Origin of the sequence: Saccharothrix variisporea, assembly GCF_003634995.1 — a bacterium.
Lineage (GTDB): Bacteria > Actinomycetota > Actinomycetes > Mycobacteriales > Pseudonocardiaceae > Actinosynnema > Actinosynnema variisporeum.
The window spans coordinates 8,089,802-8,114,412 of the sequence record NZ_RBXR01000001.1 but is presented as its reverse complement, the minus strand read 5'-3'; the positions used below and the strand labels follow the sequence as shown (position 1 = coordinate 8,114,412).

12 protein-coding genes are annotated in these 24,611 nt (G+C 72.6%); 2 read left to right on the top strand and 10 right to left on the bottom strand.

Features of this window, described 5'->3' with window-relative positions:
* Nucleotides 1–25: 25 nt before the first annotated feature.
* From DFJ66_RS37110 to DFJ66_RS37060, 10 genes are all read right to left on the bottom strand, one after another.
* The gene (locus DFJ66_RS37110; protein ID WP_121228493.1) at nucleotides 26–1,789 is read right to left on the bottom strand and encodes an acyl-CoA dehydrogenase family protein; all 1,764 of its coding nucleotides are present in this window, start codon (nucleotides 1,787–1,789) and stop codon (nucleotides 26–28) included.
* Nucleotides 1,786–3,414 carry an acyl-CoA dehydrogenase family protein gene (locus DFJ66_RS37105; protein WP_121228491.1) on the bottom strand — a complete coding sequence of 543 codons (1,629 nt, stop codon included), beginning with the start codon at nucleotides 3,412–3,414 and terminating at the stop codon, nucleotides 1,786–1,788. The genes DFJ66_RS37110 and DFJ66_RS37105 overlap by 4 nt, the downstream gene beginning before the upstream one ends.
* The gene (locus tag DFJ66_RS37100; protein WP_121228489.1) at nucleotides 3,411–4,967 is read right to left on the bottom strand and encodes a PfaD family polyunsaturated fatty acid/polyketide biosynthesis protein; all 1,557 of its coding nucleotides are present in this window, start codon (nucleotides 4,965–4,967) and stop codon (nucleotides 3,411–3,413) included. Before DFJ66_RS37100 ends, DFJ66_RS37105 begins: the two co-directional genes overlap by 4 nt.
* Nucleotides 4,964–11,590 (bottom strand): polyketide synthase, encoded by a 6,627-nt coding sequence (locus DFJ66_RS45200; protein WP_281276673.1) that lies wholly within the window; start codon nucleotides 11,588–11,590, stop codon nucleotides 4,964–4,966. Before DFJ66_RS45200 ends, DFJ66_RS37100 begins: the two co-directional genes overlap by 4 nt.
* Nucleotides 11,587–18,285, bottom strand: a complete 6,699-nt coding sequence (locus DFJ66_RS44675) for a type I polyketide synthase (RefSeq protein WP_121228487.1) — start codon at nucleotides 18,283–18,285, stop codon at nucleotides 11,587–11,589. The genes DFJ66_RS45200 and DFJ66_RS44675 overlap by 4 nt, the downstream gene beginning before the upstream one ends.
* A gap of 60 nt (nucleotides 18,286–18,345) precedes the next feature.
* Entirely contained in the window at nucleotides 18,346–19,170 is an 825-nt protein-coding gene (locus DFJ66_RS37085; RefSeq protein WP_121228484.1) for a thioesterase domain-containing protein, read from the bottom strand.
* Entirely contained in the window at nucleotides 19,151–19,417 is a 267-nt protein-coding gene (locus tag DFJ66_RS37080) for an acyl carrier protein (protein WP_121228482.1), read from the bottom strand. Before DFJ66_RS37080 ends, DFJ66_RS37085 begins: the two co-directional genes overlap by 20 nt.
* Before the next feature lie 7 nt (nucleotides 19,418–19,424).
* Nucleotides 19,425–20,717 carry an NAD(P)/FAD-dependent oxidoreductase gene (locus DFJ66_RS37075; protein ID WP_121228480.1) on the bottom strand — a complete coding sequence of 431 codons (1,293 nt, stop codon included), beginning with the start codon at nucleotides 20,715–20,717 and terminating at the stop codon, nucleotides 19,425–19,427.
* A gap of 91 nt (nucleotides 20,718–20,808) precedes the next feature.
* Nucleotides 20,809–22,224: a carotenoid oxygenase family protein gene (locus DFJ66_RS37070; protein WP_121228478.1), complete on the bottom strand. Its 1,416-nt coding sequence runs from the start codon at nucleotides 22,222–22,224 to the stop codon at nucleotides 20,809–20,811.
* Between the two features lie 390 nt (nucleotides 22,225–22,614).
* Nucleotides 22,615–22,938 (bottom strand): winged helix-turn-helix transcriptional regulator, encoded by a 324-nt coding sequence (locus DFJ66_RS37060; protein WP_121228474.1) that lies wholly within the window; start codon nucleotides 22,936–22,938, stop codon nucleotides 22,615–22,617.
* Nucleotides 22,939–23,020: 82 nt separating this feature from the next.
* Between DFJ66_RS37060 and DFJ66_RS37055 the strand changes: the two genes are divergently transcribed.
* Nucleotides 23,021–23,632, top strand: coding sequence for an NADPH-dependent F420 reductase (locus DFJ66_RS37055; protein ID WP_121228472.1), 612 nt, complete (start codon nucleotides 23,021–23,023; stop codon nucleotides 23,630–23,632).
* A 45-nt stretch (nucleotides 23,633–23,677) separates the two neighbouring features.
* Nucleotides 23,678–24,595: a prolyl aminopeptidase gene (gene pip, locus DFJ66_RS37050; RefSeq protein WP_121228470.1), complete on the top strand. Its 918-nt coding sequence runs from the start codon at nucleotides 23,678–23,680 to the stop codon at nucleotides 24,593–24,595.
* The last annotated feature ends 16 nt before the right edge of the window (nucleotides 24,596–24,611 follow it).

Here is a 24,611-nt window from a genome sequence, read left to right as displayed (position 1 = left end):
GTCATCTCCCTCGAACCTCGACCTCTCACTCGCCGGATGCGAGCAGTTGGAACTGCCAGTGCGAGAACAGGCGCCGTTCGCGGTGCAACCGGAACAGCACCTCCACCACCCGGTCCACGACCGCCGGGTCGGTCACGGGTCGGGTGGGCTCCACCTGGCGCCACGCGCGTTCCAGGCACAGCAGCAGCACCGCGCCGTCCGGGAACGGGTCCCGCAACACGGGTGCCGACCGCACCACGAGGTGCACGGCGGCGGCTGCGGCGTGGATCGCGCTGTAGCGCTCGGCCAGGCGGAAGATCTCGGCGGAGGAACCGTGGTCGCGGTTCCCCTTCAGGGCGGCCAGTTCCGCGCCCAGCCGGTCCAGCTCGCCCAACAGCCGCTCGGCGACGTCGGCGGAGCGCTGGAACCACTGGCGCTGCACGGGCTCCGGGTGGTGCAGGGCGCGCAGGGCCTTGATGGCCGCGGGAAGTGCCAGCACGGTCTCGTCGCCGCCCCGGCTGAACAGCAGCTGCTCGGCGGGCCGCCACTCGGGCAGCTCCGCGTCGAGGTCGAACTGGGCGGCGACCCGCTGCTCGGCCTGGCCGCGCGCGTCGGCCGGGGTGTCGCGGGCGGCCTTGAGGATGCCGTCGAGCTGGAGGGCGATGTTCTTGAGGTTCACGACGGTGTTGCCGTCGGCGAAGATCGCGACCAGCACGTCCCGCAGCATCTTCTGGTAGATGCCGTAGTGCGGGTGCGACCGCAGGTAGAGGCGCGCGCCCAGGACGACCGACAGCTGGGCCATCGTGCGTTCCAGCAGGGTCGGCACGAAGTACTTGACCACCGAGGAGAACACGCTGGTCTGGCCCGGGTTGGCCTGCAGGCCGCGGACCGCGCCGGTGCTGACGGCGTCGGCGAGCAGCAGGTCGGCGAAGCACTCGGCGAGCTGGCGGCGGGAGTAGGGGATGTCGGCGACCTTCTGGCCGAAGATCTCCCGGTCGACGACGAAGTCGCAGGTCACGCGCAGGGCGGTGTCCACCGCGCCGAGCGCCATGCTGCTGATGGTGGTGCGGGCGACCTGGGCGCTCTTGAGCGCGATCTCCAGGCCCTGGCCCTCCGCGCCCAGGCGGTTCTCGTCGGGCACGAACAGCTTGTCCAGCCGGATGCCGCTCATGTCGAGGGCGCGCAGGCCGTGCAGGCGCTCGTTGGGCAGCTCCACGATGGCCCCGGCGGGCGCTTTGCGCTTCTCCACGGCGAAGATCGACCAGTCGCCGGGTCCGCCGCGCTTGCCGGTGCGGGCGTGCACGGAGACCACGTCGGCGATGGTGGCGTTGCCGATCAGGTACTTCTCGCCGGTCAGCAGGTAGCCGCCGTCGACCTTCTCGGCGATCATCTCGTTGGACAGCACGTCGCTGCCGTGGTGGCGTTCGGACAGGCCCCACGCCATGCGGGTGCCGTTGTTGATGGCGTCGACGAAGTAGCGGCGCTGGGCCTCGGTGCCGGCGATCCAGGCGGGCATGAAGGCCAGGTCGGTGAGCATGAGCGCGGTCGCCGAGGTCGGGTCGCGGCGGGCGACCAGGCGCAGCAGGTTGAACCCGACCTCCACGTCCCCGGCGCGTCCGCCCCACCGCGCCGGGAGGCAGTACTCGTGCAGCCGCCAGCGCTGGAGCAGGCCGACGAGCTCGAACGGGAACTCCTCGCGCTCGTCGAACTCGAGGACCCGCTGGAAGGACATGGTGTTCGCGGGGTCGTGCGGGTCGCCGAGGTAGCGTTCCAGCTCCTCGTTCAGCTCGATCATGGTGCGCACGGTCATGCCGGGGTGCCTCCTTCGGCCAGCGGCAGCGGGGTGGCGGAGAACAGCCGCCCGGTGGCGTGGAGGGCGAGCACCGCGTCGAGGACGGGGTTCGCGTCCTCGGTGCGCAACCGGTCCTCCACCCGGTGCGCGCGGTCCAGCAGGAGGGCGAGGGTGGCGACGAGCCACCCGGTGTCGCCGGGCGGGGTGCCGAACAGGGACCGGTCGAGGTTGAACCACCACAGGTGCGCGCACGCCGCCGCCGCGTGCAGGAAGCAGAACCGCTCGGCCCGGTCCAGTGGGTCGCCCGACTGGTCGGTGAGGGCCTTCTCCAACCGGTGCAGCAGGTCCAGGGCGCGGTCGTCGGCCAGGACGGTCCGCATCGCCGCCGCCACCTCGGGCAGCGACTGGGTGACCTCGTCCCGGCCGCGCGTGGACAGGCCCAGGCCGTGCAGGTCCAGCGGTGGCAGGGGGCGGTCGAGGGTGAACGCGGTCTCGGGCGGGGTGGTGTCGGTGGCGCGTCCGGCGAGGTGGGCGGCGACCAAGCGCAGGTTGGCGGTGGGGCCGGTGTCGATGTGCCGGACGACCGCGTTGTCCCGCCGCATCACGTCGAACGGGCTGTCCGCGAGCAGCGCGCGCGTGCCCAGGACGTCCGTGCAGCGCCGGAACACCTCTTCCGACAGGTCCGTGCACACCTTCTTGGCCACACTCGACCACAGGCTTTGCCCGGCCGGGTTGGTGTGCATCCCGCGAGCGCACGCCGTGGCCACCACGTCGCACGCCAACAAGGCAGCGGCGGCCGTGCCCAGCTCACGCCGGTTGCGCTCGTGCTCGACCACCGGGCGGCCCGCGACGACGTGCCGCACGGCGAAGTCCAGGGTCACGCGCAGCCCGGTGTCGGCGGCGGCGAGGTTCGCGCCCGTGCTCATCGTCCGCACGACCTGCATGGCCTTCATCGCGATCTCCAGGCCGTGCCCGGTCTGCCCGACCACGGCGTCGGCCGGGACGACCTCACCGGCGAACGCGAACGCCGTGAAGTCCACACCCTTCATGCCGCTGGTGACGGCGTTCCCGGCACGCGCGCGGTCCACGTCGTCCAGGAGCACGGCGGTGAACGCGCCCGCCCCGCGCCCGCCCGTGCGCCCGACCAGCACCAACGCCCGTGCCCGCTCCCCCAGCCCGACCATCCACTTGTCGCCGGTCAGCAGGAACCCGTCGGGGTGCGGTTCGAGGAGGCAGCCGTTGGCCAGCAGGTCGCTGCCGTGCTCGGGCTCGGACAGGGCGAACCCGATCGCGTGCCCTTGGGCCAGCAACTCCACCACCCGGCGGCGCTGGTCGGGCGTGCCGGCCAGCAGCACGCAGGTCGCGGCCGTGATGCTGAACATGGTGTGCGGCATGACGGTGACGTCCCGCCGGGCGGCCATGCGCACCAGAGCCAGCGTCTCGTCCATTGTGGACAAGGTGCCGCCCTCGGCCGCCGGCACGAAGGACAGCGCCAAGCCACGGCAAGCCTCGATCAACGCCTCCGGCCGCCCGGACAGGGCGTCCCGACGCACGGCGGCGGCGAAGCCGTGCGGGTTGGCCGGGTCGCGCGGGTCGCCCAGCCGGTGGTCCAGCTCGGCGGCGGGCGAGAGGAGCGCGGTCATGAAGCCACCCGCGGGCGGTAGTCGCCGCACACCGAAGGCAGGCGCACGCCGTTGGCCGCCAACTGCTGCACGCGGGTGGTGAACGCGGCCCCGGCCAGCAGGTTCGCGGCCACGTCGACCACCCGCCGGTTCGCCGGCGCGGCCAGGTGGGACCCGCGCACCCACTCGTTGAACGCGCCCATCGCCGGGCCGCACCACACCTGGAAGTCCGCCGTCCGGTCCGCCTCGCCGACCACGGCCCACCGCGACGCCATCCCCAGGTACCAGCGGAACACCAGGGCCATCCGCCGCTTCGGGTCGTCGGCCGCGCGCCGCAGCTGGTCGGGGTCGCGCCGGGTGAAGTAGGCGACGACCTCCTCCCAGACCTCGGCCACCGGCCGTCGCAGGATCTGCTGCTCCAGCCGGTCCTTCTCGGCCGCCGGCAACGACTCCAGGCCGTCGTAGGTGCGGTAGAGGTCGTAGAGGCGCTTGGCGCGCATCGCGAACATGGTGCCCTTCTTGAGCACCTGCAACTCCACGCCCAGCTCGAACATGTCGGCCGCGGGCGCCATCTCGCAGTCCGCCGTCCCGGCCGCCGCCAGCAGCGCGCGGGCCGCGTCGGACGTCCCGGACTCCAGGCAGGCCTGGTTGACCGACCCGGTGACCACGTAGTCCGCGCCCATGGCGAAGGCCGCCGCAGCGGCGTGCGGGGTGCCGATGCCGCCGGCCGCGCCGACCCGGGACGCGAAGCCCAGCTCGCGCCGCACCAGGTCCCGCTGGCGCACGATCGACGGGAACAGCACGGTCAGCGGGCGCCGGTCAGTGTGGCCGCCGGAGTCGGCCTCGGCGGTGATGTCGTCGGCCAGCGGCACGTGCGCCGCCAGTTCCGCCTGCTCGGCGGTGATCAGGCCGTCCCGCAGCAGCGCCGCCACGATCGCGGGCGGCGCGGGCCGCAGGAACCGGTCCGCGACCTCGACCCGGGACACCTTGGCGATCACCCGGTTCTCCGCCACCACACCGTCCGGTCCCCGCCGCAGCCCGGCCAGCCGGTAGCGCACGATGTGCGGGGTGAGGTCCATGAACGCCGACGCCTCGACGCACCGCACCCCGTAGGCCAGGTAGAGGTCCACCGCCCGGCGCTCCAGCTCTTGCTCGCTGGGGCTGTGGATGAGGTTCGCGGCGAACGGCAGGCCCGGGATCTCGGCCTGGAACCGGCGCAACGCCGCCTCGACCCGTTCCGGCAGCAACCCGGCCGCGCCGAAGGAAGCGAGGTAACCCTGGCGAGCCAACGCGATGACCAGGTCCTCGGACGCGATGCCGCCGGCCATCGCCCCGGCCAGGTAGGCGTACTTGACGCCGTGGTGGGCGCGGAACTCCGGCGAGCCGAGCTGCTCGGGCGGCAGCGGCCCGACCGCGGCGACCACGGCCGAGTCGTCGGCGGGCCGGGCCGTGGTGACGCCGATCCCGGCGTCGGTGCGCACCACGTAGCACGGTTCGGCCAGCCGGGTCAGCGTGTCGTACACGCCGTCGGCGTCGGTGCGCACGGGCGCGGTGGTTGGCACGGTGGCGGTCACAGCTCGCCCTCCCGGATTTCGACGGCGACATCGGTCAGTTCGTAGATCCGCAGGCCCAGCGGCTGGTCGGCGGTGGCGTGCTTCCACACGGAGGCGTCGGCGACCACGACCACCCGGCCCGGCTCGCGCCGCACGTCCTTGACGTGCAGCTCGAAGCGCATCTCGGCGTCGGTGCGCAGCACCTGGCCGCGGTACTTCCAGCCCATCTCGACGCCCAGCGGCAGGGTGAACACCGGTCGGGTGAAGCCCTCGCCCAGGCCGGTCTCGATGGCGAACACCTGGAGCGCCTGGATGATCGACTCGACGCCGAGCGAGCCGGGCATCACCGGGTCGCGGTGGAAGTGGCAGGAGAAGTACCAGTCGTCGTGGTCGATCCGCCGCACGCCGCGCACGTAACCCTTGCCGTGCACGCCGCCGTCCGCGACCAGGTCCACGCTGTCCACCAGCCGGACGTGCCCGTCAGCCAGCCGCAGCGAGCCTTCGAACCACTTGTCGTCACTGCGGATCGCGAGAGTGCGACTGTCCACGTCGGACTGCTGTTCGAGCCAGGTCGGGGTCAGCTTGCCGCTGTCGAGGCCGACCTGGTTGGCCAGCGCCTGCTCGCTGAAGTAGCCGAACAGTGACTCGCCGACGTAGAAGACCTCGCCGTCCGCCGACAGCTCGTAGCGGAAGTTCTGGAGGGTCGAGCCGGGCATGGCGGCGCTGGACAGCATCTCCGAGCGGTGCCGGATGGTCTTGCCACGCAGGTCGACGTCCTTGACGTAGGTGGCGCGGCCGTCCAGGTTGCGGATGCTCAGCTCCTCGTCGGGGCTGGCGAGGGTCGCGCCGAGGTAGTAGCCGAGCAGGATCGCCGCCTGGAGCGAGGACTCCATGAGGATCGCGTTGACCGGCTGCGGCACCGAGTTCTCGTGGAAGTACCAGGCTTCCGGCGGGCAGTCGTACTCGGTCTCCATCTTCGCGCCGGGCTTGAGCTGCCCGCGCACGCCGTCCAGCTTCATGATCCGGTCCACGAACCGGAAGTCCCCGTTGGGGATGTAAGGCGCGCGGCGGTTGGCGTAGATCTCGAACTCGGGTCCCATCGCGGTGGCGAGGTCGCCCTTGGCGGCGTGCGAGAGGTGCAGCTCGTTGATGAACGCCGGCTCGCCGTCGTGGTTGCGGCGGCCCAGGAACGGCGGCACGCCACCGGGTCCCGGGCGGTACGGGGTGCCGGGCTTCTCGCGGACCTGGATGCCGAAGTCCCGCATGGAGATGATCGGCTTGTCCCCGTCGTAGACGACGATGTCCGCGATCACCGTGGGGCGCGGGAGCATCGTGATGTCGGTGACCTCGACGTGGTAGCGGATGTTCGGCGTCTTGGGCGTGATCTGGCCGCGCACCTTGACTTCCGTGTGCAGGCCCGGCACGGACTGGAACTCCGCGTCCGGCAGCACCAGGTGCAGGCCCAGGTACATCGCGTAGACCTGGAGCAGCTGCACGCCGCCCTCCGCGACCAGGGAGCCCGCGAGGACGGGGTCGCCGGTGAAGTGGCAGCGGAAGTACCAGCCGTCCGGGTCCAGGTGCTTGACGGCGGTCAGCTCGCCCAGGCCGCGCGGGCCGCCGAGCCGGTCGATGCCCGGGATCTCGTCGATCATGCGCAGCATCTCGCCGGGCAGGCGCAACGAGCGGTTGAGGCCGTCTTCGCTCTGGTCGTAGTGCGGGCCGAAGACCTCACCGGGCTTGCCCTGGCTCAGCAGGTCGAGGTCGTGGCGGGTGAGGGAGGTGCGGTCGGTGCGTTCCAGGGGGGTGAACCAGGTCTTGGTGAGGGCGGCCCGGCGCTTGCGGTCGGCTTCCGTGGTGACCACGCCGAGCGAGTCGTCCAGTTCGGCGGGGGTGAAGAAGCCGGCGCACGCGTCGAGCAGCTCCAGGATCAGTTCGCCGTCCGCGTAGCACTTGTAGTTGAAGAAGAAGAGGAGGGCGTCGCCGTTCCAGACGAACCGGTCGATGCGGATGTCGTAGCGCAGGGTCTGGCCGGCGCGCGGGAGACCGCCGTGGAAGACGAGCTTGCTGTCCAGCAGGCGGTAGGCGCGTTCGCCCTTAGTGCGGAAGTCGATGCCGAGGTAGGCGACCAGGAGCAGGTCGCACTGGCCGGCCTCGATGGTGACCGCGCAGGGGGCCAGGCCGTCGACCAGGTACCAGGCGTCGGTGGGGATGTCGTACTCGGTGGTGATGGTGCTGGGTTCGAAGACGCCGGTGGTGGCCTGGATGTCGGTGACGCGGGTGACGAACAGGTACGGCGGCTCGGGGAGGCGGGTGCGGACGGGGTAGGTGTCCACGACCGCGAACTCCGGGCCGAAGACGGTGGCGACGCTGCCCTTGGCGAACTCCAGCAACTCGGCCTCGCCCCACACCACGCCGGGCTCCTTGGCCGGCTCCGGCTCGACGGGCGGCTCCGGCGCGGCGGGCGGCGGGGTGGGTGGCGGCGGGGGTGTGCCGTTTTCCAGGGCGCGCAGGGCCTGGTCCAGGAGGGCGTCGTGGAGCCGGAGGGCGTGGCGGTGGGCCAGGGCGACCGTGCTGCCCATCGCGCGGATCGGTGACAGTGCGACCGACCTTCTGGGCAGGAAGACGAACGGCTCGCCGTGCACGGTGATCACCTCGGGCTTGTGCAGGACCATCTTCAGCGGCTGGGCCGGCGGGGGTGCGTCGAGCAGGGGCTTGACCGCGCGGGCGACCCGGTCCACCACCGACTCGCCGCCGACCGTCACCGAGTGCCGGAACCGGCGCGGCGCGGGCTGCTCGGTGCCGAACAGGGCGTCCAGGCGGACGTCCACGCCGTGGCTGACCAGCCGGGCCACCGCCGCGGCGAACGCGACCGCCGTGCCCGCGCCCCGGCGGTCCAGGGACACGGCCACGTGCGGGCGTCCGGCCAGGGTCTCGCCGATCCAGCGCGTGCACGTGGCACCCGGTCCGACCTCGACGAAGTACCGGAAGCCGCGCTCGTAGGCGGTCTCGGCCAGGCGGGCGAAGTCGATCGTGCTGCGCAGGGTCCACGCGATGCGCCGGGCGATCTCGGGGCGGTCGCGGGTCTCGACGCGGTCGTAGTCGTAGGCGGACAGCAGTTCGAGGTCCGCCGCCGGGGTGCCCAGCGGGTAGTCGTTGAGGGCGGCCAGGCCGTCGAGCACCGGGTCCACCAGAGGGCAGTGCATGACGTGGTTGGCCGGGGCTTTCGCCGAAGGCGCGCCGACCCGTTCGATGACCCGCTTGCACGCCTCCGGGTCGCCGGCGATGACGACCTCGCCCGGCGTGTTGACGTGGGTGAGGAAGACCCGGTCCTCCAACGCCTCCCGCACCCGGTCGGCCGGCGCGAGGACGACGTGGGTCGCCCACACGTTCGCGCGGTCGTCGGGCAGGTCCCACGTGCGGCGCACGAGCTCCTTGCGCCCCCGGAGTTCGTCGTGGAACAGCGGGGTCGCCGCCAGGGCCGCGTCGTCCCGGGCGGCGGCCGACCAGACGTCCAGGGCGAACAGCATGCTGCTCTCCCCCAGGCTGTAGCCGAAGCCGCCGTCCGGGCGCACGCCGAGCACGTCCCGGATGGCCCTGGTGTGCAGGACGGCGAGGTTCGTGCCCGCCGCGAGCATCACCGGGATGTCCTCGACCAGCTCCGACTCGTGGCGCATCAACGCCCGCCGGTCCAGGCCGAACGGTCCGGACGGGTACAGGGCCGCGTGCTTGAGCCGGTCGCGGGGGCGGTCGTCCTCGGCCTCGAACTCGGTGAGCAGGCTCGGGAACAGCCGGAACAGGTCGCGCCCGGCGCCCGGGTAGGTGGTGAAGGCGCCCGGGTAGACGAACGCGATCCGGCCCGCGCCCACCGGGTTCGGCGTGGCGAAGCTGCCGGCCGGGGTGGACCAGTCGGCCCGGGTGTCCGCGAGGTCTCGTGCGGCGAGGGCCAGTTCGCGGTGCAGGCCTTCGGTGTCGGCCGCGACGAGCACGGCGGTGCGGGCCTTGCGCGGCTTGGCCACGTGCTCCCGGACCAGGCTCAACGCGCTGCGGGTGGCCAGTTGGTCGAGGCAGTCGCGGGCGAGCGCGGCGATCTCCGCGCCCGTGTCCCCGGTCAGCGGCAGGACCAGCACGCCGGGCCAAACCTCGTCGGCGACCGGTGCGCCACCCGAGACGACGACCCGCGCGTCCCCCGCGTGCACGGCGGCCGTGCGGCGCTCGGCGGTGGTCTCCCGCACCCACGGCGTGGCCTGGTCGAGCAGCACGAACCCGCTGTCTTCGAAGCCGGGCGTGTTCTCGGCCAGTTCCCGCAGGGCTTGGGGTGCGGGCGGGAGGTCCGCGTGCCGCAGCGCTTCGACGGCGGCGGCCAGGGCGGCGAGGACGCCGGCGTGCCGGGTGTCGCCGACCAGCGGGACCACGCTCGCCAGCGCGCCCCCGTCGAACGCCTGGAGCGTCTTGCCCAGGTCGATCGGGGCGGCGAGGTGGGTGAGCTCGACGTGCTCGGTCCCGCGCCCGTCGAACGAGATGTGGTCGAGGGTGATCTGGTCGTCGTGGGTCGGGCGGGTCAGGACGACCGCCGCCGCGCCGTCGCCGAGGGTCGCGGTCGGGTTGGCGCGGGTGTTCTCGGCACCGGCCGCCAGCTCGACCCCGCCGACCAGGACGGCCTCGATGCTCGGGTCGAGCAGCAGCAGTCGGGCGACCTCCAGCGCGCGGGCACCGCCGGTCGCGTCCGTCGAGAGCGTGAAGGACGGGCCGGTGAGGTTGCGGGAGGAGGAGATCCGGCTGGCCATCACGTTGCCGATGAAGCTGAGCACCTCGTTGGCGCCGATCGGGTCGTGGACGGCGTCGCGGACCACCGCTTCCAGGGCGTCCGGGTCGAGCGTGAGCCCGGCGCGGGCCAGCTCGGCACGCAGGTGGGCACCGATGTCGAAGCGGGCGCGGTGGCTGTGGGCGCGGGGCTCCATCTCCATCGCGATGACGACCGCGACCCGGCGCGGCGGGAGCTGCTCGGCCTTGGCGGACGGGTCGGGCGCGGGGTAACCGGCCTCGGTCAGCGCCTGTTCGGCGGCCTCGAACAGCAGCAGGTGCTGGGGGTTGGCGTCACGCAGCTCGGCGGGCGGGATGCGGTAGGTCCGGACGTCCACCTCGACGTCCGCCGCGTACCCGGCGGCCGGGGCGGGGACACCGGGGTCCAGGCCGTACCAGCGCTCGGCGGGCAGGTCGACCAGCGCGGACTCGGCGGTGCGGACCAGCCGGCCCAACTCGGCGGTGTTCCGCACCGGCCCCAGCCGCACGCCGACGCCGGTGATCGCCGCACGCGGTGGTTCGACCGCCTCGGACCGCACGGGTTCCGCGGTCTGCGCCAGGACCATGTGCGCGTTGGTGCCGCCGAACCCGAAGGCGGACACTCCTGCCCGCCGCACCTCGGTCTCCGGCCACGGCCGGGCCTCGCGCACGATCCGGTCGGCCACGTGCTCCGCCCCCGCCGGCCGGATCGGGTCGCCCGTGCCGGGCGTGGCCGGGATGACGCCGTGTCGCATGGCCAGCAGCACCTTGAGCACGCTGGTGAACCCGGCAACGGTGAGCAGGTGGCCCACGTTCCCCTTCACCGACCCCAGCAGCGGCACGTCCGTCCCGAAGTGCTCCGCCAGCCCGCGCAGCTCCACCGAGTCGCCCAACGGCGTGCCGGTGGCGTGGCACTCGATGTAGTCCACAGTGGACACGTTCGCGTAGGCCTGCCGGTACGCCTCGACCTGGCCGCGCACGGTCGGGCTGAGCAGGTGCGCGCCGGCACCGTCGTTGCCCAAGCCGATGGACTCGATCACCGCGCGCACCCGGTCGCCGTCGCGCAGCGCGTCCTCCAGGCGCTTGAGCACGACAACCCCCGCGCCCTGCCCGGTCACGATGCCGGAGCTGTCGCGGTGGAACGGCGAGCTGATCCCGTTGCGCGGGAACGCGTTGAGGTCGGAGAACGACAGGTGCATCAGCAGCGGGTCCGGCGCGCACACCGCGCCCGCCACCACGACGTCCGCCGCGCCGGTCCGCAGGTAGTCGCTCGCCAGCGACATCGCGTAGAGGGTGGACGAGCAGGCCGCGTCCAGGGCCAGGCGCGGCCCGCCCAGGCCCAGGGCGTCGGCGACCACGGTCGCGGGCAGCCCCGACGGCCACAGGTTGCGCGGGTCGACGTCCGGCAGGTCGGCCGTGGCCGGCACGGGCAGGCCGGCGCGGCGCAGGCCCTCCGACACGGCCTCGCGGACCATCGGCACGCACAGCTCGACGGACTTCTCCGTGGGGAACGAGTAGTTGCCCAGCACGAGCCCGGTGCGGTCCAGGTCGCGCACGCCGGCGTCGGCCAGCGCCTGGCGCACCACGTGCACCGGCCACCGCACGACCCGGCCCAGCCCGGCCAACTCCTCCGCCGGGACGCGCAGGCCGGTCAGGTCGATCTCCGGCTCGGTGACGAACCCGCCGCGCGTGGCGGTGATCCGGTGGCGCTCGTCGCCCCACCCGCCGGGGACGGACGGGTCCGTGCCGAACACGTCCCGCCCGCCCTCGGTGCGCTGGTCGGTCCCCGCGACCAGGTTCGCCCAGAACTCCTCCGGGCTGTGCGCGCCCGGCAACAGGCACGCCATGCCGACGATCGCGATCACCGCCCGACCTCCCGCGCGAAGTCGAGAGTCGTGCTCGGCACCACGTCCACGCCCTTGAACCGCAGCAGGACGCGGCCGTCGAGCGCGCACGCCGTGACTGTGGCCCGAGTGCCGGACTCCGGCTCCACCACGACCAGGAACGGCTCACCGTCCGGCAGCGGACCGTGCACCTGCACCGCCGCGACCGCCGTGGGCAGGCTGTTCACCCCCTGCGCCCGGTGCACCCGGACCAGCGCGGCCTGCAACAGCAGATCGGCGAGCACCGGGCTGTAGTCGCCGGCCCGGTAGGCGCCGCCGGCGATCTCCGCGTCGGGGAGCTGGCAGCGCAGCACGAGTCGACTGTCCACATCGGACACCACGTCGGTGATGCCGCGCAGGCTCGGGCCGTGGAAGAGCGCGCCCGTTGCGTACGGGTCGTAGGGCGTGGCCGGGCCGTCGAGGTTCGGGATCCGCTCCGGCGCGGGGGTCCCCGGGACGACGGTCGCCCGGTAGCGCGGCCGGCCGCCCTCGTCGCGGACCAGCACGTGGTCCGGGCGGGTCACGAAGTCCAGGGACTCCGGGCGGTCGTCGCCGAGCGTGATTCCCTTGAGCACGGCGAAGTCCTTGAGTTGGCGGGCCGTGCCCAGCAGTGCGCCGATGGCCGCCGTGGCGGGCAGGACGGGCACGCCGCCGATGGCGTGGTCGGCCAGCACCGGGTCGCCGACCAGGGGTGCGGTCGAGCGGCGGACCGTGCCGGTTTCGGTGGTGATCTCCCTGGTGGACAACGGGGTGTCCGGGCCGACGATGGTGACGACGTCCGCCGAGCGTTGTGCGGTGAACTGCTCGGTGAAGAAGTCCACGCCGGTGGCGAGCGGGATCAGCGTGACCCCGCGCTCGGAGAACATGCGCTCCAACTCGGGCGTCACCATGCCGCCCGCCCACGCGCCCCACACCACGGAGGTCACGCGGCTGTTCGGCAGGGTGGCGCGCAGTTGGACCGCGACCCGGTTGAGGGCCTCGTTGGCCATCGCGTAGTCGGACTGGCCGCGGTTGCCGAAGAAGCCGGCGACCGAGGAGAAGAGCAGGACGTGCTTCGGCTCGTCCACCGCGTCCAGGACCGACTTCAGGCCGTGCAGCTTGGTGCCCAGCACGGCGGCGACGTCCTCGGCCTTCTTGTCCACGATCAGCTGGTCGGCCAGGACCCCCGCGCCGTGGACCACGCCCGTGATCCGGTAGGGGCGCAGGGCTTCCCTGGTCGCTTCGGCGTCGGTGACGTCCACCGCGAGGTACTCGGCTTGGGCGCCGGTGGCGCGGATGGCGTCCAGGGTGGCTTGGATCTCCCGTTGGGCCAGGACGTTCTTGTAGATCTTCTCGACTTCGCGCGGGAGGGGCTTGCCGCCCTGGGCGCGGGTGTGGGCGATGATCGCGGCCTTGAGGCCGTCCTCGGGGACGGCGCGGAGGTGGGCAGGGACTCCGGTGTGGGGCGTGCGGCCGAGCAGGAGGAGGTTGGTGCGGTAGCGGCGAGCCAGCCCGATCGCACAGGCCGCCGTGACACCGCGCGCGCCACCCGTGACGACGAACAGGTCGTGCGGGCCGGGTTCGGGGACCTCGGTGGGCGCGGGGGTTTCTGTGTTCGCGGCGGTCAGGGTGTGGCGGGTGCCGTGGGTGTCGATGCCGATCTTGGTGGGGGTGGGGTCGGCGTCCTCGAGCTCGAGGAGGAGGAGTCGGGCGGCGTCGTCGTCGGACAGCTCGGGGCTGAGGTCGACCGTGCGGGTGAACAGGCCCGGGGCCTCGATGGCGAGGGTGTTGGTCAGACCGGACAGGCCGCCGAGGAGTGCGCCGGGGCCGGTGGGTTCGGCCATGCCGAGCCGCCCGTCGATCCGGCTGACCACCACGAAACCGGTGCGGCGCTCGGCCGGTGCGGGGTGGCGGGCCGCGGCGAGGAGGGCTTCGGTGAGGGCTTCGGTGGCTTCGTGCCAGGTCTGCGGTGCTTCGGGGGCGAAGTGCAGCACGAGGTCGGGAGCGCCGGTGCCGATCTGCCAGCCCTTCGCGCGCAGTGCGGCGGCGACGCGCTCGGCCAACGGCGTGGCCGCGCCGGACAGCAGCGCGACGGGCCGGTCACCGTAGGCGTCGAGGAGCTGGTCGGCGGCGGGCAGCGTGGTCAGGCGCGCCTGCATCCGTGCGATGCCGGTCGCGCCGTCAGCTTTTGGGAGATCAGCCCCCTCTCCCACGAAGCCGATGATGTCGGCCAGGGTGCGGAGTTCGCCGAGGGCTTCCGGGGTGGCGTTCGCGCTGTTGGGGAAGCGTTCGCGGAGTTCACCCATGATCTCGACGCGCTTGATCGAGTCGATGCCCAGGTCCGCTTCGACGTCCATGGACAGGTCGAGCATGTCGGCGGGGTAACCGGTCTTCTGCTCGACCACGGAGAGGAGGACGGCGGTCACGTCTTCGGCGGCCGGGGCCGGGGTGGCGGCTGCCTGGGTCGGGGCTGCCTGGGTCGGGGCTGCCTGGGTCGGGGCTGCGGTTGGTGCGGCTGTGGGTGTCGGTGCGGGTGCGGGTGCGGGTGTCGCGGGTGTGGGTGCTGCCGGGGTGCCGCCGACGAACTCGATGATGTCGCCCAGGGTGCGGAGTTCGCCGAGGGCTTCCGGGGTGGCGTTCGCGCTGTTCGGGAAGCGTTCGCGGAGCTCGCCCATGATCTCGACGCGCTTGATCGAGTCGATGCCCAAGTCCGCCTCGACGTCCATGGACAGGTCGAGCATGTCGGCGGGGTAGCCGGTCTTCTGCTCGACCACCGAGAGCAGGACGGTCTGGACGTCGGCACCGGTGGCGGGCGCGGTGGGGGCGGTGGCCGGTGCGCCGTTGGTGGCGGGTGCCAGCGCGTTGGTGGGGGCGGGCGTGCCGTTGGAGGGCGTGTGAACGCCGGTGTGGGTGCCGTTGGTCGTGGACGCGGCGGCAGGGGCGGCGGTGCCGTTGGTCGCGGGGGCGGCGGTGCCGTTGGTCGTGGGCGCGGCGGCCGGGGCGGCGGTGCCGTTCGTGGTCGGGGCGGGCGCGGCGACCGGGGCCGGGGTGGCGGTGCCGTTGGTGGCGGTGCCGTTCGTGGGGGTGCCGTTCGTGGGGGTGGCCGGGGCGCTGGGGGCGTATGCGTATGCGGTGGCAGCGGCGGTGGCGGCTGCGGGGGTGGGGGTGGGGGTGGGTGTGGCCTCCGGCCCCCGGTCACCATTGTCCCACTGGGGTACGACAGTTGTGGGCGTGGCGGCTGGTGGGGCGGCGGCTACTTCGTGGCGGGTGGGGGCTGCGGTCAGTTCTGGGGTGTAGCGGTGGGAGGGGGCGTAGGTGATGGGGGTGCCGGCGTCCAGGTGGGCGAAGCCCAGGAGGACGTCCGTCGCGTGCATGTGGCTGCGGCCGATGGCGATGCTGTGTTCGGTCACCGACGTGATGCCCGCTACCGCCAGGTCGGTCAGGGTGCCCTGACGGGTTTCGTGCTCCAGGACGCCGCTGAGCCGTTCCGCCACGCGCAGCTGGCTGTCCAGGTAGTCGCGGTGCAGGGCGAGGTGTTCCCAGGCCACGCCGGTCGCGCCGAAGCCGACCGGGTGGTACGCCGGGGCTGCCGGGGACACGATCGGATCGGCCACTGCGGGAGAGGGCGGGGCCGGGGGCGTTGTCTGGGCCAGCAGGGTGGGGACGGCCGGGGCCGGCTGGGGCGGAGTCGCTGCCGAGGGCTGGGCGGCGGAGGGGGCGAAGCCGGCGGTGGAGGCGAAACCGGCGGCGGGAGCGGCGGCGGGAGCGGCGGCGGTGGAGGCGAAGCCGGCGGCGGGAGCGGCGGCGGCGGGAGTGACGGCGGCGGGAGTCGGGGCGGGAGTGGCGGCGGCGGGAGTGGCCGCCGGGGCGGCGGGTGCGGGCGTGCCGGGTGTCTGGGGAGTGATCTTGTAGCCGTTCGTCAGGGCGTCCTGGTAAGCGCGACGGCGCTCGTCGGGGACGTGGTTCACACCGTTCAACGCAACCCTCATTCCCTTGGTCTCCTCCGCCACCGGCTCGGGCGCGGTGAAGCGGTCGGGGGTGGTCAGTGGTAGGCCCAGCACGGTCAGGCGGGCCGCTAGCTGCTTGATCGCCCGGTCGCCGTCCTTGCCGGGGCCGGCGTCGGCGGACAGGACGACCGCGTCGGTGTCCTCGCCGAGGATGCGGCGCACCAGGCCGGACAGCACCGCGCGCGGGCCGAACTCGACGAACACCCGGTAGCCGGCCTCGTACATCTGCCGGACGCGGTCGGCGAAGGCCACCGGCTTGCCCAGCTGGTCCACCAGGACCTTGCGGTTGTGGGCGATGTCCCTGCCGTAGGAAGCGTCAGCGGTGTTGGCGTACACCTCGGCGACCGGCTCGCGAACGTCCACGGAGGACACCGCTGCCCGGAACGCGTCCACGGCGTGCATGACGTACGGGGTGTGGAACGCGGCGGCCACCGGGAGGAGCTGCGCGTCCAAGCCGGAGGCCTTGGCTGCCGAGACGAAAGCGGAGACGGCCTCGGTGCCTCCGCCGACGACGGTCTGGTGCGGTCCGTTCAGGTTGCACACGACGACGTCCGGGTGGGCGGACAGCAGGTCGGACAAAGCATCGGCGTCGCAGCGGACGGCGGCCATGGTGCCGCGGTCGGCGTCGGCCGACGGGAGGGAAGCCATCGCACGGCCGCGCGCGGCGGCGAGCGTGTGGAACTCGTCCTCCGTCAACGACCCCGCCGCCCACAACGCGGTCAGCTCGCCGAAGCTGTGCCCCAGCATGCCCTCGGCGGTGAACCCGAGCGCGCTCAAGTACCGGAACTGCCCCACCGACAGCGCCCCGATCGCGGGCTGCGCGTAGTCGGTGCGCCGAAGCGAAGCTTCCTGCGCGGCAGCCGCCTCCTTGTCGAACGCCGGCGGCGGGAACACGACCCGGTTCAACGGGTCGGCGGGGTCGGAGAGCAGGCTCGCCGCGTCGAACGCCTCGCGCACGGGCGGCAGCGCGAGCCCGGTGGCCGCGCCCATCCCGACGTACTGGCTGCCCTGCCCGGCGAACAGCGCCGCCACCCGGCCGGGTACCGCGGCGGATGTCCGGAAGTAGGCGCCGGACGGCAGCTCGAACGATGTGGCACCGGACTTGATCCGCTTGACCGCGTCCGCCAGCAGCGACGCCAGCTCCGCCGAGTCCCGCGCCACCACGGCCAGCCGGGCGTGCGAGTCGGGCACCCGGTCGGACGAAGCCGGGCCCTCCACCGCCTCCAACAACGACGGCACGTCCGGCGCGTGCCACACGTGCACCCGCGCGGTCCGGTGGGAGACCTGCGTGACGGACGGCGAGTGCTCCTCGACCACGCAGTGGAAGTTCGTGCCGCCGAACCCGAACGACGACACCACGGCCCGCCGCACGTCCCGGCGCGGCTCCAGCACCCACGGCACGGACCGCGTGTTGACGTAGAACGGCGAGTTCGGGAAGTCCACGGCCTCCCGCGGCTGCGTCACGTTGATCGTCGGCGGCAGCACCTTCTCGTGCAGCGCCAACGACACCTTGATCAGCGCCGCCGCGCCCGCCGCCGCCTTGGTGTGCCCGATCTGCGACTTCACGCTGCCCACGGCGGCGAACTGCTTGTCCTCCGACGCCGCCGAGTACACGTCCTTCAACGCCGACAGCTCGGTCAGGTCCCCCAGCGACGTCCCGGTCCCGTGGCACTCGATCAACCCGACCGACGCCGGCGACACACCCGCGTCGGCGTAGGCCCGTTCCAACGCCACGACCTGGCCCTCGCGCCGGGGCGCGTAGATGCTCTTGAACCGCCCGTCGCTGGACGACCCGATCCCGCGCAGCACCGAGTAGATCCGGTCGCCGTCGCGCTCGGCGTCCTCCAGGCGCTTGAGCGCCAGCATCCCGATGCCCTCGCCGATCAGCGTCCCGTCCGAGGACTCGTCGAACGGCCGGATGACGCCGGACTTCGACAGCGCGGGCGTCTTGCTGAAGCACAGGTACATCAGGATGGTGTTCTCGGCGTCGCACCCGCCGGTGAGCATCACGTCGGCCCGGCCGGACACCAGCTCGGACGCGGCCATGTGCAGCGCTGCCAAGGAAGATGCGCACGCCGCGTCCACCGTGCAGTTGGTGCCGCCGAAGTCGAACCGGTTGGCGATGCGGCCGGCGACGACGTTGCCGAGCATGCCCGGGAAGGAGTTCTCCTCCCACGGCGCGAACGCCTTGACGAACTTCGCGGCGATCTCCTCGGCGTCCCGCTCGGTGAGCCCGACGCTGCGCACGACCTCCTTGAGCACCGGCGTCTGCAACCGGGTCGCCAGGGGCTGGGTCAGCGAGTTCGCGCCGGTGATGCCCAGCACCACGCCGGTGCGCGCGGGGTCCCAGCCGCCGCCGACGTCGGCCAGCGTCTGCTTGGCCACGACCAGGCTCAGCAGCTGCAGGACGTCGGTGACCTCCAGCGTCGTGGGCGGCAGGCCGAACTCCAGCGGGTTGAACGGCACGGTCGGGATGAACCCGCCGCGCTTGGCGTAGGTCTTGTCCGGGGCGCTGGGGTCGGGGTCGTAGTAGTCCTCGACCTTCCAGTGCGTCTCGGGCACGTCCTCGATGCAGTCGACGGCGTCGACGACGTTGCCCCAGAACTCGCGGAGGTCACCCGAGCGCGGGTAGAGCGCGCCGAGTCCGACGATGGCGATCGGTGTCTCGCTGAGCGGGCGGTGTGCGTTCATCAGCGGCGGTCCCAATGCTTGTGGCGGGGGAGGTCAGCGGGAGAGCGGGAGGGCGGACGGTCAGCGGGAGAGGGGGACGAGGGCGGCGTGGAGCACGGCCAGCGCCCCGGGGTGGCGCAGCATCGAGTAGTGGTCACCAGGGCAGGTGGTGGTCGTCAGCCCAGGGGCCAGCGCGTCCCAGCCCAGCGGCTCGGGCGTGGTCAGCAGGCCGCGGTCGGGGCGCACCAGCGTGACGGGCACGTCGACCGGGACGGGGGTGTGGGCGCGGGCGAGGGAGTTGTTGCGGCGCAAGCCGTCCACGTAGGTGGTGAACACCTTGCGCAGGCCGGGCAGGGTGGTGCCGGGGCGCAGCGCCCCGGAGGCCAGCCCGGCGTCCAGCACCGCTTCCAGCGAGTCCGAGGCGTCCACCGGGCGGTCGCGCTTGGCGGCCAGGTACAACGCGAACCAGCCGAGGACCCGTGCGAGGTCCAGCTCCTCGTCGTCGTTGGCGGTGTACTCGGGCACCGGGGCGAGGCTGTCCAGCAACACCACCCGGTCCGGGCGCTCGTCGGCGCTCAGGCGGGACACGGCCGTGAACGCGACCACGCCGCCGAACGACCAGCCGGCCAGCGTCCACCGGTCCGGCACGCCCCGCGCCCGCAGCTCCGCGACGACCCGGTCGGCCAGCGCGTCGACCGACGTGGTGAGCACCCCGGTCAGCGCGGCCTCGAAGTACTCGGGCACCTGCTCCAGGTCCACCACGGCCAGCGACGCGGGCGCGAGGGCCCCGGCCAGGTCCGCGTACTCGGCGGCGGGCACCGCGCCGGGGTGCACGAGCACCACCGGGTGCCCGCCGGTCGGCGGGAACTCGCGGACCAGCGGCCGGTCAGACCGACGCGCTGTCACCGGACCGCTCCTGCACGATGTAGCGGGCCAGGTCGGCGATCGTCGGGTGGTACCACAGCGCGGTGGTTTCCAGTTCGAACCCGAGCCAGTTCTCCAGTTCCCCGGACAGCACCAGCGCCTCGGTGGAATCGAGGTCGAACTCGTCGAAGTACTGGCCGGTGTCGACCTGGTCGGGCGCCACGCCCAGGCGGGTCGCGATCTTCTCGACCAGCCATTCCTGCACGGTCTCCACGGTGAGTGCGGACATTCTGCGTTTACCCCTTGTGCTCGCGGTGGAAAGACTCGACCACGGATTCGGCGGCGGCCATACCCGAGTCGAACGCGGATTCGTGCATGCCGAGGATGTCCGGCCCCATCTTGCGGGAGTGGAAATAGGAGCCGGCGAACTTGACCCGACTTTCCCCGTCGTTCACCGAGTAGATCTCCGACTGGATTCTCCGGGCCTCGATGGTGAACACCGGGTGGCGGTAGGAGAGGTCCGCCACGATTCGACCGGGGTCGATGTCGACCCCGCTGTCGAGGGTGAGGAAGTAGTCGTCGGCGGCGGTGAAGCACTGGAGGTCGTTGAGGTAGTAGTTCACCCAGGTGGCCTCGCCGCGCCGGCCGTAGTTCCAGCTGCGCCACGTCTCGCGCGGGGTCGGCTGGACGGCCGGGTCGGTGTGCAGGGTGGCGCGGGTCGGGCTGTAGCCGACGACCTCCAGCAGCCGCTGCCGCCCGGTCGGCCGCTCCAGCAGGCGCAGGGCGTCGTCGGCGTGGGTGGCCAGCACGACCCGGTCGAAGGTCTCCGGGCCGGTGGCGGTGTGCACCTCGACGGCGTCGGCGGTCTCCCGGACGCCGGCCACCTCCGTGCCCAGGCGAACGCTCCCACCTGCGGTTTCGATGGCCTTGAGGGCCGCGCGGACGTAGCTGACGCTGCCGCCGGTCACCGTGCGCCAGGGCACGGTCCGGCCGCCGAGACCCTCGCTGCCGTGGGCGAAGAAGAACGCGATGATCGTGCTGGCGGGCATCTCCCAGATGCGGTCCGCGGGCACCGACCAGGCCGCGGTGGCGATCAGCACGATGAACCCGCGGCGGAACGCGTCGCTGTAGCCGTTGGCGGTCAGGTACTCCCCCAGCGGCACGTCGGTGCGCTTGCGGACGAAGTCGCGGGGCGAGTCGCGCAGGAACCGGGCCGCCTCGCGCCACAGGTGCACGAAGTCGCCCGGGTACTTGGCGGCGACCTCCTCCTCGGGCCGGTCGAAATCGTCGGAGACGTAGGCCGTGGCGGCGTCGAGGTCGAAGAAGCTGAACTTGCCGGGGTGCGGCTGGGTGGCCACGCCGAGGTCGGCGAAGAATTGAGTCAGCCTCGGGTAGTGCGGCTCGTTGTAGACGATGAACGCGGTGTCGAGGCCGAGCGTGCGACCGGCGTCCTCGACTTCCACGGTGTGCGCGTGACCACCGGCCCGCCGGTCGGCCTCGAACAGTGTGACGTGCGCCTCGTCGCGCAGGTGGTACGCGGCGGAAATACCCGCCACGCCCGCGCCGACGACCGCCACTCGTGGTGCCACGAGTTGCCTCCCGGTGGGCTCCGAATTCGATTCGACCTACAGAGGCGCCCCCTTGCGGCCCGGATACAAACCGGGCCAAGTTTTTTGTGGCTCACTGCGGATATGACCGCGAGGTGAACTGGCCGTGAAACCCGAAGGGGATGGCGTGCGGGACTTCGGCCCGAGCCAGTTCGGCGAAGCTGCCGGCGTCGAGGACCAGCAGGCAGGACCGCTCGGTCGCACCGTCCAGGACCACGGACAACACCACCCCGTCGTCCTCACGGGCGGCGTCCGGCGCGGCCACGAACACCGGCTCGCCGGGGTAGCGGCCGGCTTCGTGCCACCGCAGCGTCCGTCCACTCCGGACGTCCACCTTGACCAGCTGGTTGAAGAAGTCGTGCCGCGATCCGCCGTGCGCGCTCACCCCGTAGGCGTAGCGGTACTCGCGGCCGTTGTGGGCGCGATATGAGACGCGCGGGAGCTCCATCGCCTCTTCGGACAACCGTCTCGAGTGGATGGCGCCGCTCGTCAGGTCCACCTCGTAGCGGGTCGGGAACGGCAGGGGCAGCTCGGTGTCGCCGCGCAGCCGGTCCAGGTACAGCGCGTCCACCACTTCCGCGTCCGGGTAGGAGCAGATGTCCACGACGACCCGGCCCTCGGCGTCGTAGGCGTTGATGTGGTGGAAGGCGAAGAACGCGTCCGTGCGGTGGTCGGCGACCAGCGCCCCGTCCTCCTGGGAGAACACGACGAACCGGGTGCCCAGCTCGGGCCGCCACCGGTAGTTCTCGATGAACGGCTTGCCGCGCAGGAGGAAGGAGAGCGGGTTGACCACCAGCGGGAACACCACCAGCACCACGTGCCGCTCGGTGACGGCGAAGCTGTGCAGGTAGCCGGGGCGGTCGGTGGGCAGTTCGGCGAGCACCTCGCGGACGTGGTTGCGCTGCCGGTAGACCCGGTAGACGCTGCGCCGGCCGAACTGGAGCAGGTAGTTGACCAGGTCGCCGGTGACCGGGGCGACGTGCGGGTGCGCCGTGGTGACCTGGCCGGGGATGGCGTGGGCCTGGCCGGGGACGGCGTGGTCTCGCTTCGAGAGGCCGACCGTGGCCAGCGTGTCGGGGTCGAACTCGACGGCGATCGGGGTCTCGGTGAGCGCCCAGTCCCCCTCGGCGTCGTCGAGCAGCACGTTGACGTTGGCGTTGGGGGTCAGGCGGGGGCGGGTGAAGAAGCGGCCGAAGATCGAGCGGCACGGGTCGGTGGCGAACTCGCCGAACCCGATCCGGCCGTCGTCGGTGGAGCGCAGGGCGGGGGTGTCGAGGTAGCGGTTGCGGTAGGCCACCTTGCCGGCGGCGAAGGCGAACCGGTGCAGCATGGCCTGCCCGTCGAACCAGTGCCGGAACTTCCGCTCCCCCGCCTCGAACCGCGCGGGGCCGTTGCGCACCAACGTGCCCGACAGCCAGTCGGGCAGCTCGCCCCGCACCTCCAGGTCCAGCGCCACCTCACGGTCCAACGACCGGAATCCCGCACGCATGCCACACCTCGCCTCTCCGAAACGCTGTTATAAAACACCGTTTCGAATCGGCCGTCAAGGCGGGGCGGCGTGGGGCGAGACAGGGCGGGACAAGGCAGGCCGGGCAGGGCAGGGCAGGGCGGGGCGGGGCGGGACAGGGAAGGGCAGGGCAGGGCGGGGCAGGGCGGGGCGGCGCGGCGCAGGGAGGGCGAGGCGGGGCAGGGCGAGGCGGGGCAGGGCGGGGCAGGGCGGGGCGGGGCAGGCCGAGGGCGACAACTAGATGCTCACCGACAAGTAGATGCTCGATGGCAAGTAGATGCTGGCGGCAAGTGGATGCGCGGCGGCAAGTAGATGCCGCAGGCAAGTGGATGCTCGGCGGCAACTGGATGCGTGGCGGCGGGCGGGGTGGGCTCAGTCGTCGAGCAGGGACACCTCGTCGCCGTGCTCGAGGCCCCACCGGCCCATCGCGTCGATCGGGCCGAGCAGGCTCTCCCCCAGCAGAGTCAGCGAGTACTCCACGCGGTCAGTCCCGACCGCCCGCGCCACCAAGCCGTACCCCTCCAAGCGGCGCAACGACTCCGTCAGCACCTTCGGCCGGATGCCGCCGATCAGCCGGCGCAGCTCGGCCGGCCGGCGCGCGCCGTCGCGCAGGGCGAACATCACCACCGGGTTCCACGTGTTGGCCATCAGGTCGAACGCCAACCGGGCCTGGCAGTCGGCGAGGAAGCGGGTCATCGTCCCCCCATGCGCGGACACCGTTTGGTGCCCGTCGATCTCTCTAGCGTTTCCCCCGGAAGCCTAAGCGGGAGGAACGAGCATGAAGATCGGCGTGCTGGGGACCGGCGGCATGGCGCAGGCCCTGAGCGGCAAGTGGGTGGCGCGCGGGCACGACGTGCTGGTGGGTGGACGGTCGAGTGAGCGGGCCGTCGCGTTGGCCGAGCGGATCGGTGCGCGGGCCGGGACGTTGCGGGAGGCCGTGGCGTTCGGGGACGTGCTGCTGGTGGCGGTGCCCGCGTCGGCGGCGGTCGAGGCGGTGGGTGACGCGCGCGGGAAGGTCGTGGTCGACTGCACGAACTCCGTCGCGCCCGGGTTCCTGCTCGAAGCAACCGCGGGGGCCGCACGGCTGGCGGAAGCGTCGGGCGGGGACGTGGTGAAGGCGTTCAACCTGTGCCATGTGAGCGTGTGGGGAGACCCGGCGCCGGTGTACGAAGGGCGACCGCTCGGGGTGCCGGTGTGCGGGGACTCCCCGGCGGCACTGGAGGTCGTGCGGGAGTTGGTACGTGACGCCGGGTGCGTGCCGGTGGACGGCGGCGGGCTCGCGCGGGCGGCGTTGATGGAGGCCACGGCCGCGTTCGTCATCGGCGTGTGGAAGGACGGCGGTCAGGACGTGCGAGCGATGTTCCCGGCCCTGGAGGCAGCGCTCGGATGATATATGACAGCGCTGTTGTAACAGTGCTGTTGTATCTTGAGGGGCATGTACCCGGAGATCGAGCCGTACGACCACGGCATGCTGGATGTCGGTGACGGACACCTTGTCTACTGGGAGGTGTGCGGCAACCCCCACGGCAAACCGGCCGTCGTGCTGCACGGCGGCCCGGGCTCCGGGTGCAGCCCCCAAGCCCGCCGCTACTTCGACCCCGCCGCCTACCGGGTGGTGCTGTTCGACCAACGCGGGTGCGGGCGTTCGACCCCGCACGCGGGTGAGCCGGTGGCCGACCTGTCCACCAACACCACCGACCACCTGATCGCGGACATGGAGCTGCTGCGGGAGTTCCTGGGCATCGAGCGGTGGCAGCTGTTCGGGGCGTCGTGGGGTTCGGTGCTGGGCCTGGTCTACGCGGTCCGCCACCCCGAGCGGGTGTCGGAGATGGTGTTCGCGGGCGTGGCGACCGGGCGGCAGGAGGAGGTGGACCTCCTGGTGACCGGGCTGGGCCCGATGTTCCCCGAGGCCCACGCCCGGTTCCGCGCGTTCGCCGGCGACCCGGACGACCTGTGCGCGGCCTACGCCAAGCTCCTGCACGACCCAGCGGTGCAGGACCGGGCGGCCGACGAGTGGTGCGCGTGGGAGGACGCGATGCTCCCGTTGACGCCGAACGACCCGCGCTTCGACCCGCCGGAGTACCGCCTGGCGTTCGCCCGCCTGGTGACGCACTACTGGTCCAACGGGTCCTTCATCCCGGACGGGTACGTGCTGGCCAACGCCGACCGGCTCGCGGGCATCCCCGGCGTGCTCGTGCAGGGCGAACTGGACCTCGGCAACCTGGTCGGCACGCCGTGGCTGCTCGCGCACGCGTGGCCGGACGCGGAACTTGTGCTGATCCGCGACACCGCGCACGGCGGCAGTGCCAGCATGGCAGCAGCCAGGGTCGCCGCCACCGACCGGTTCCGGTGACGCCTGGCCCTTCCCG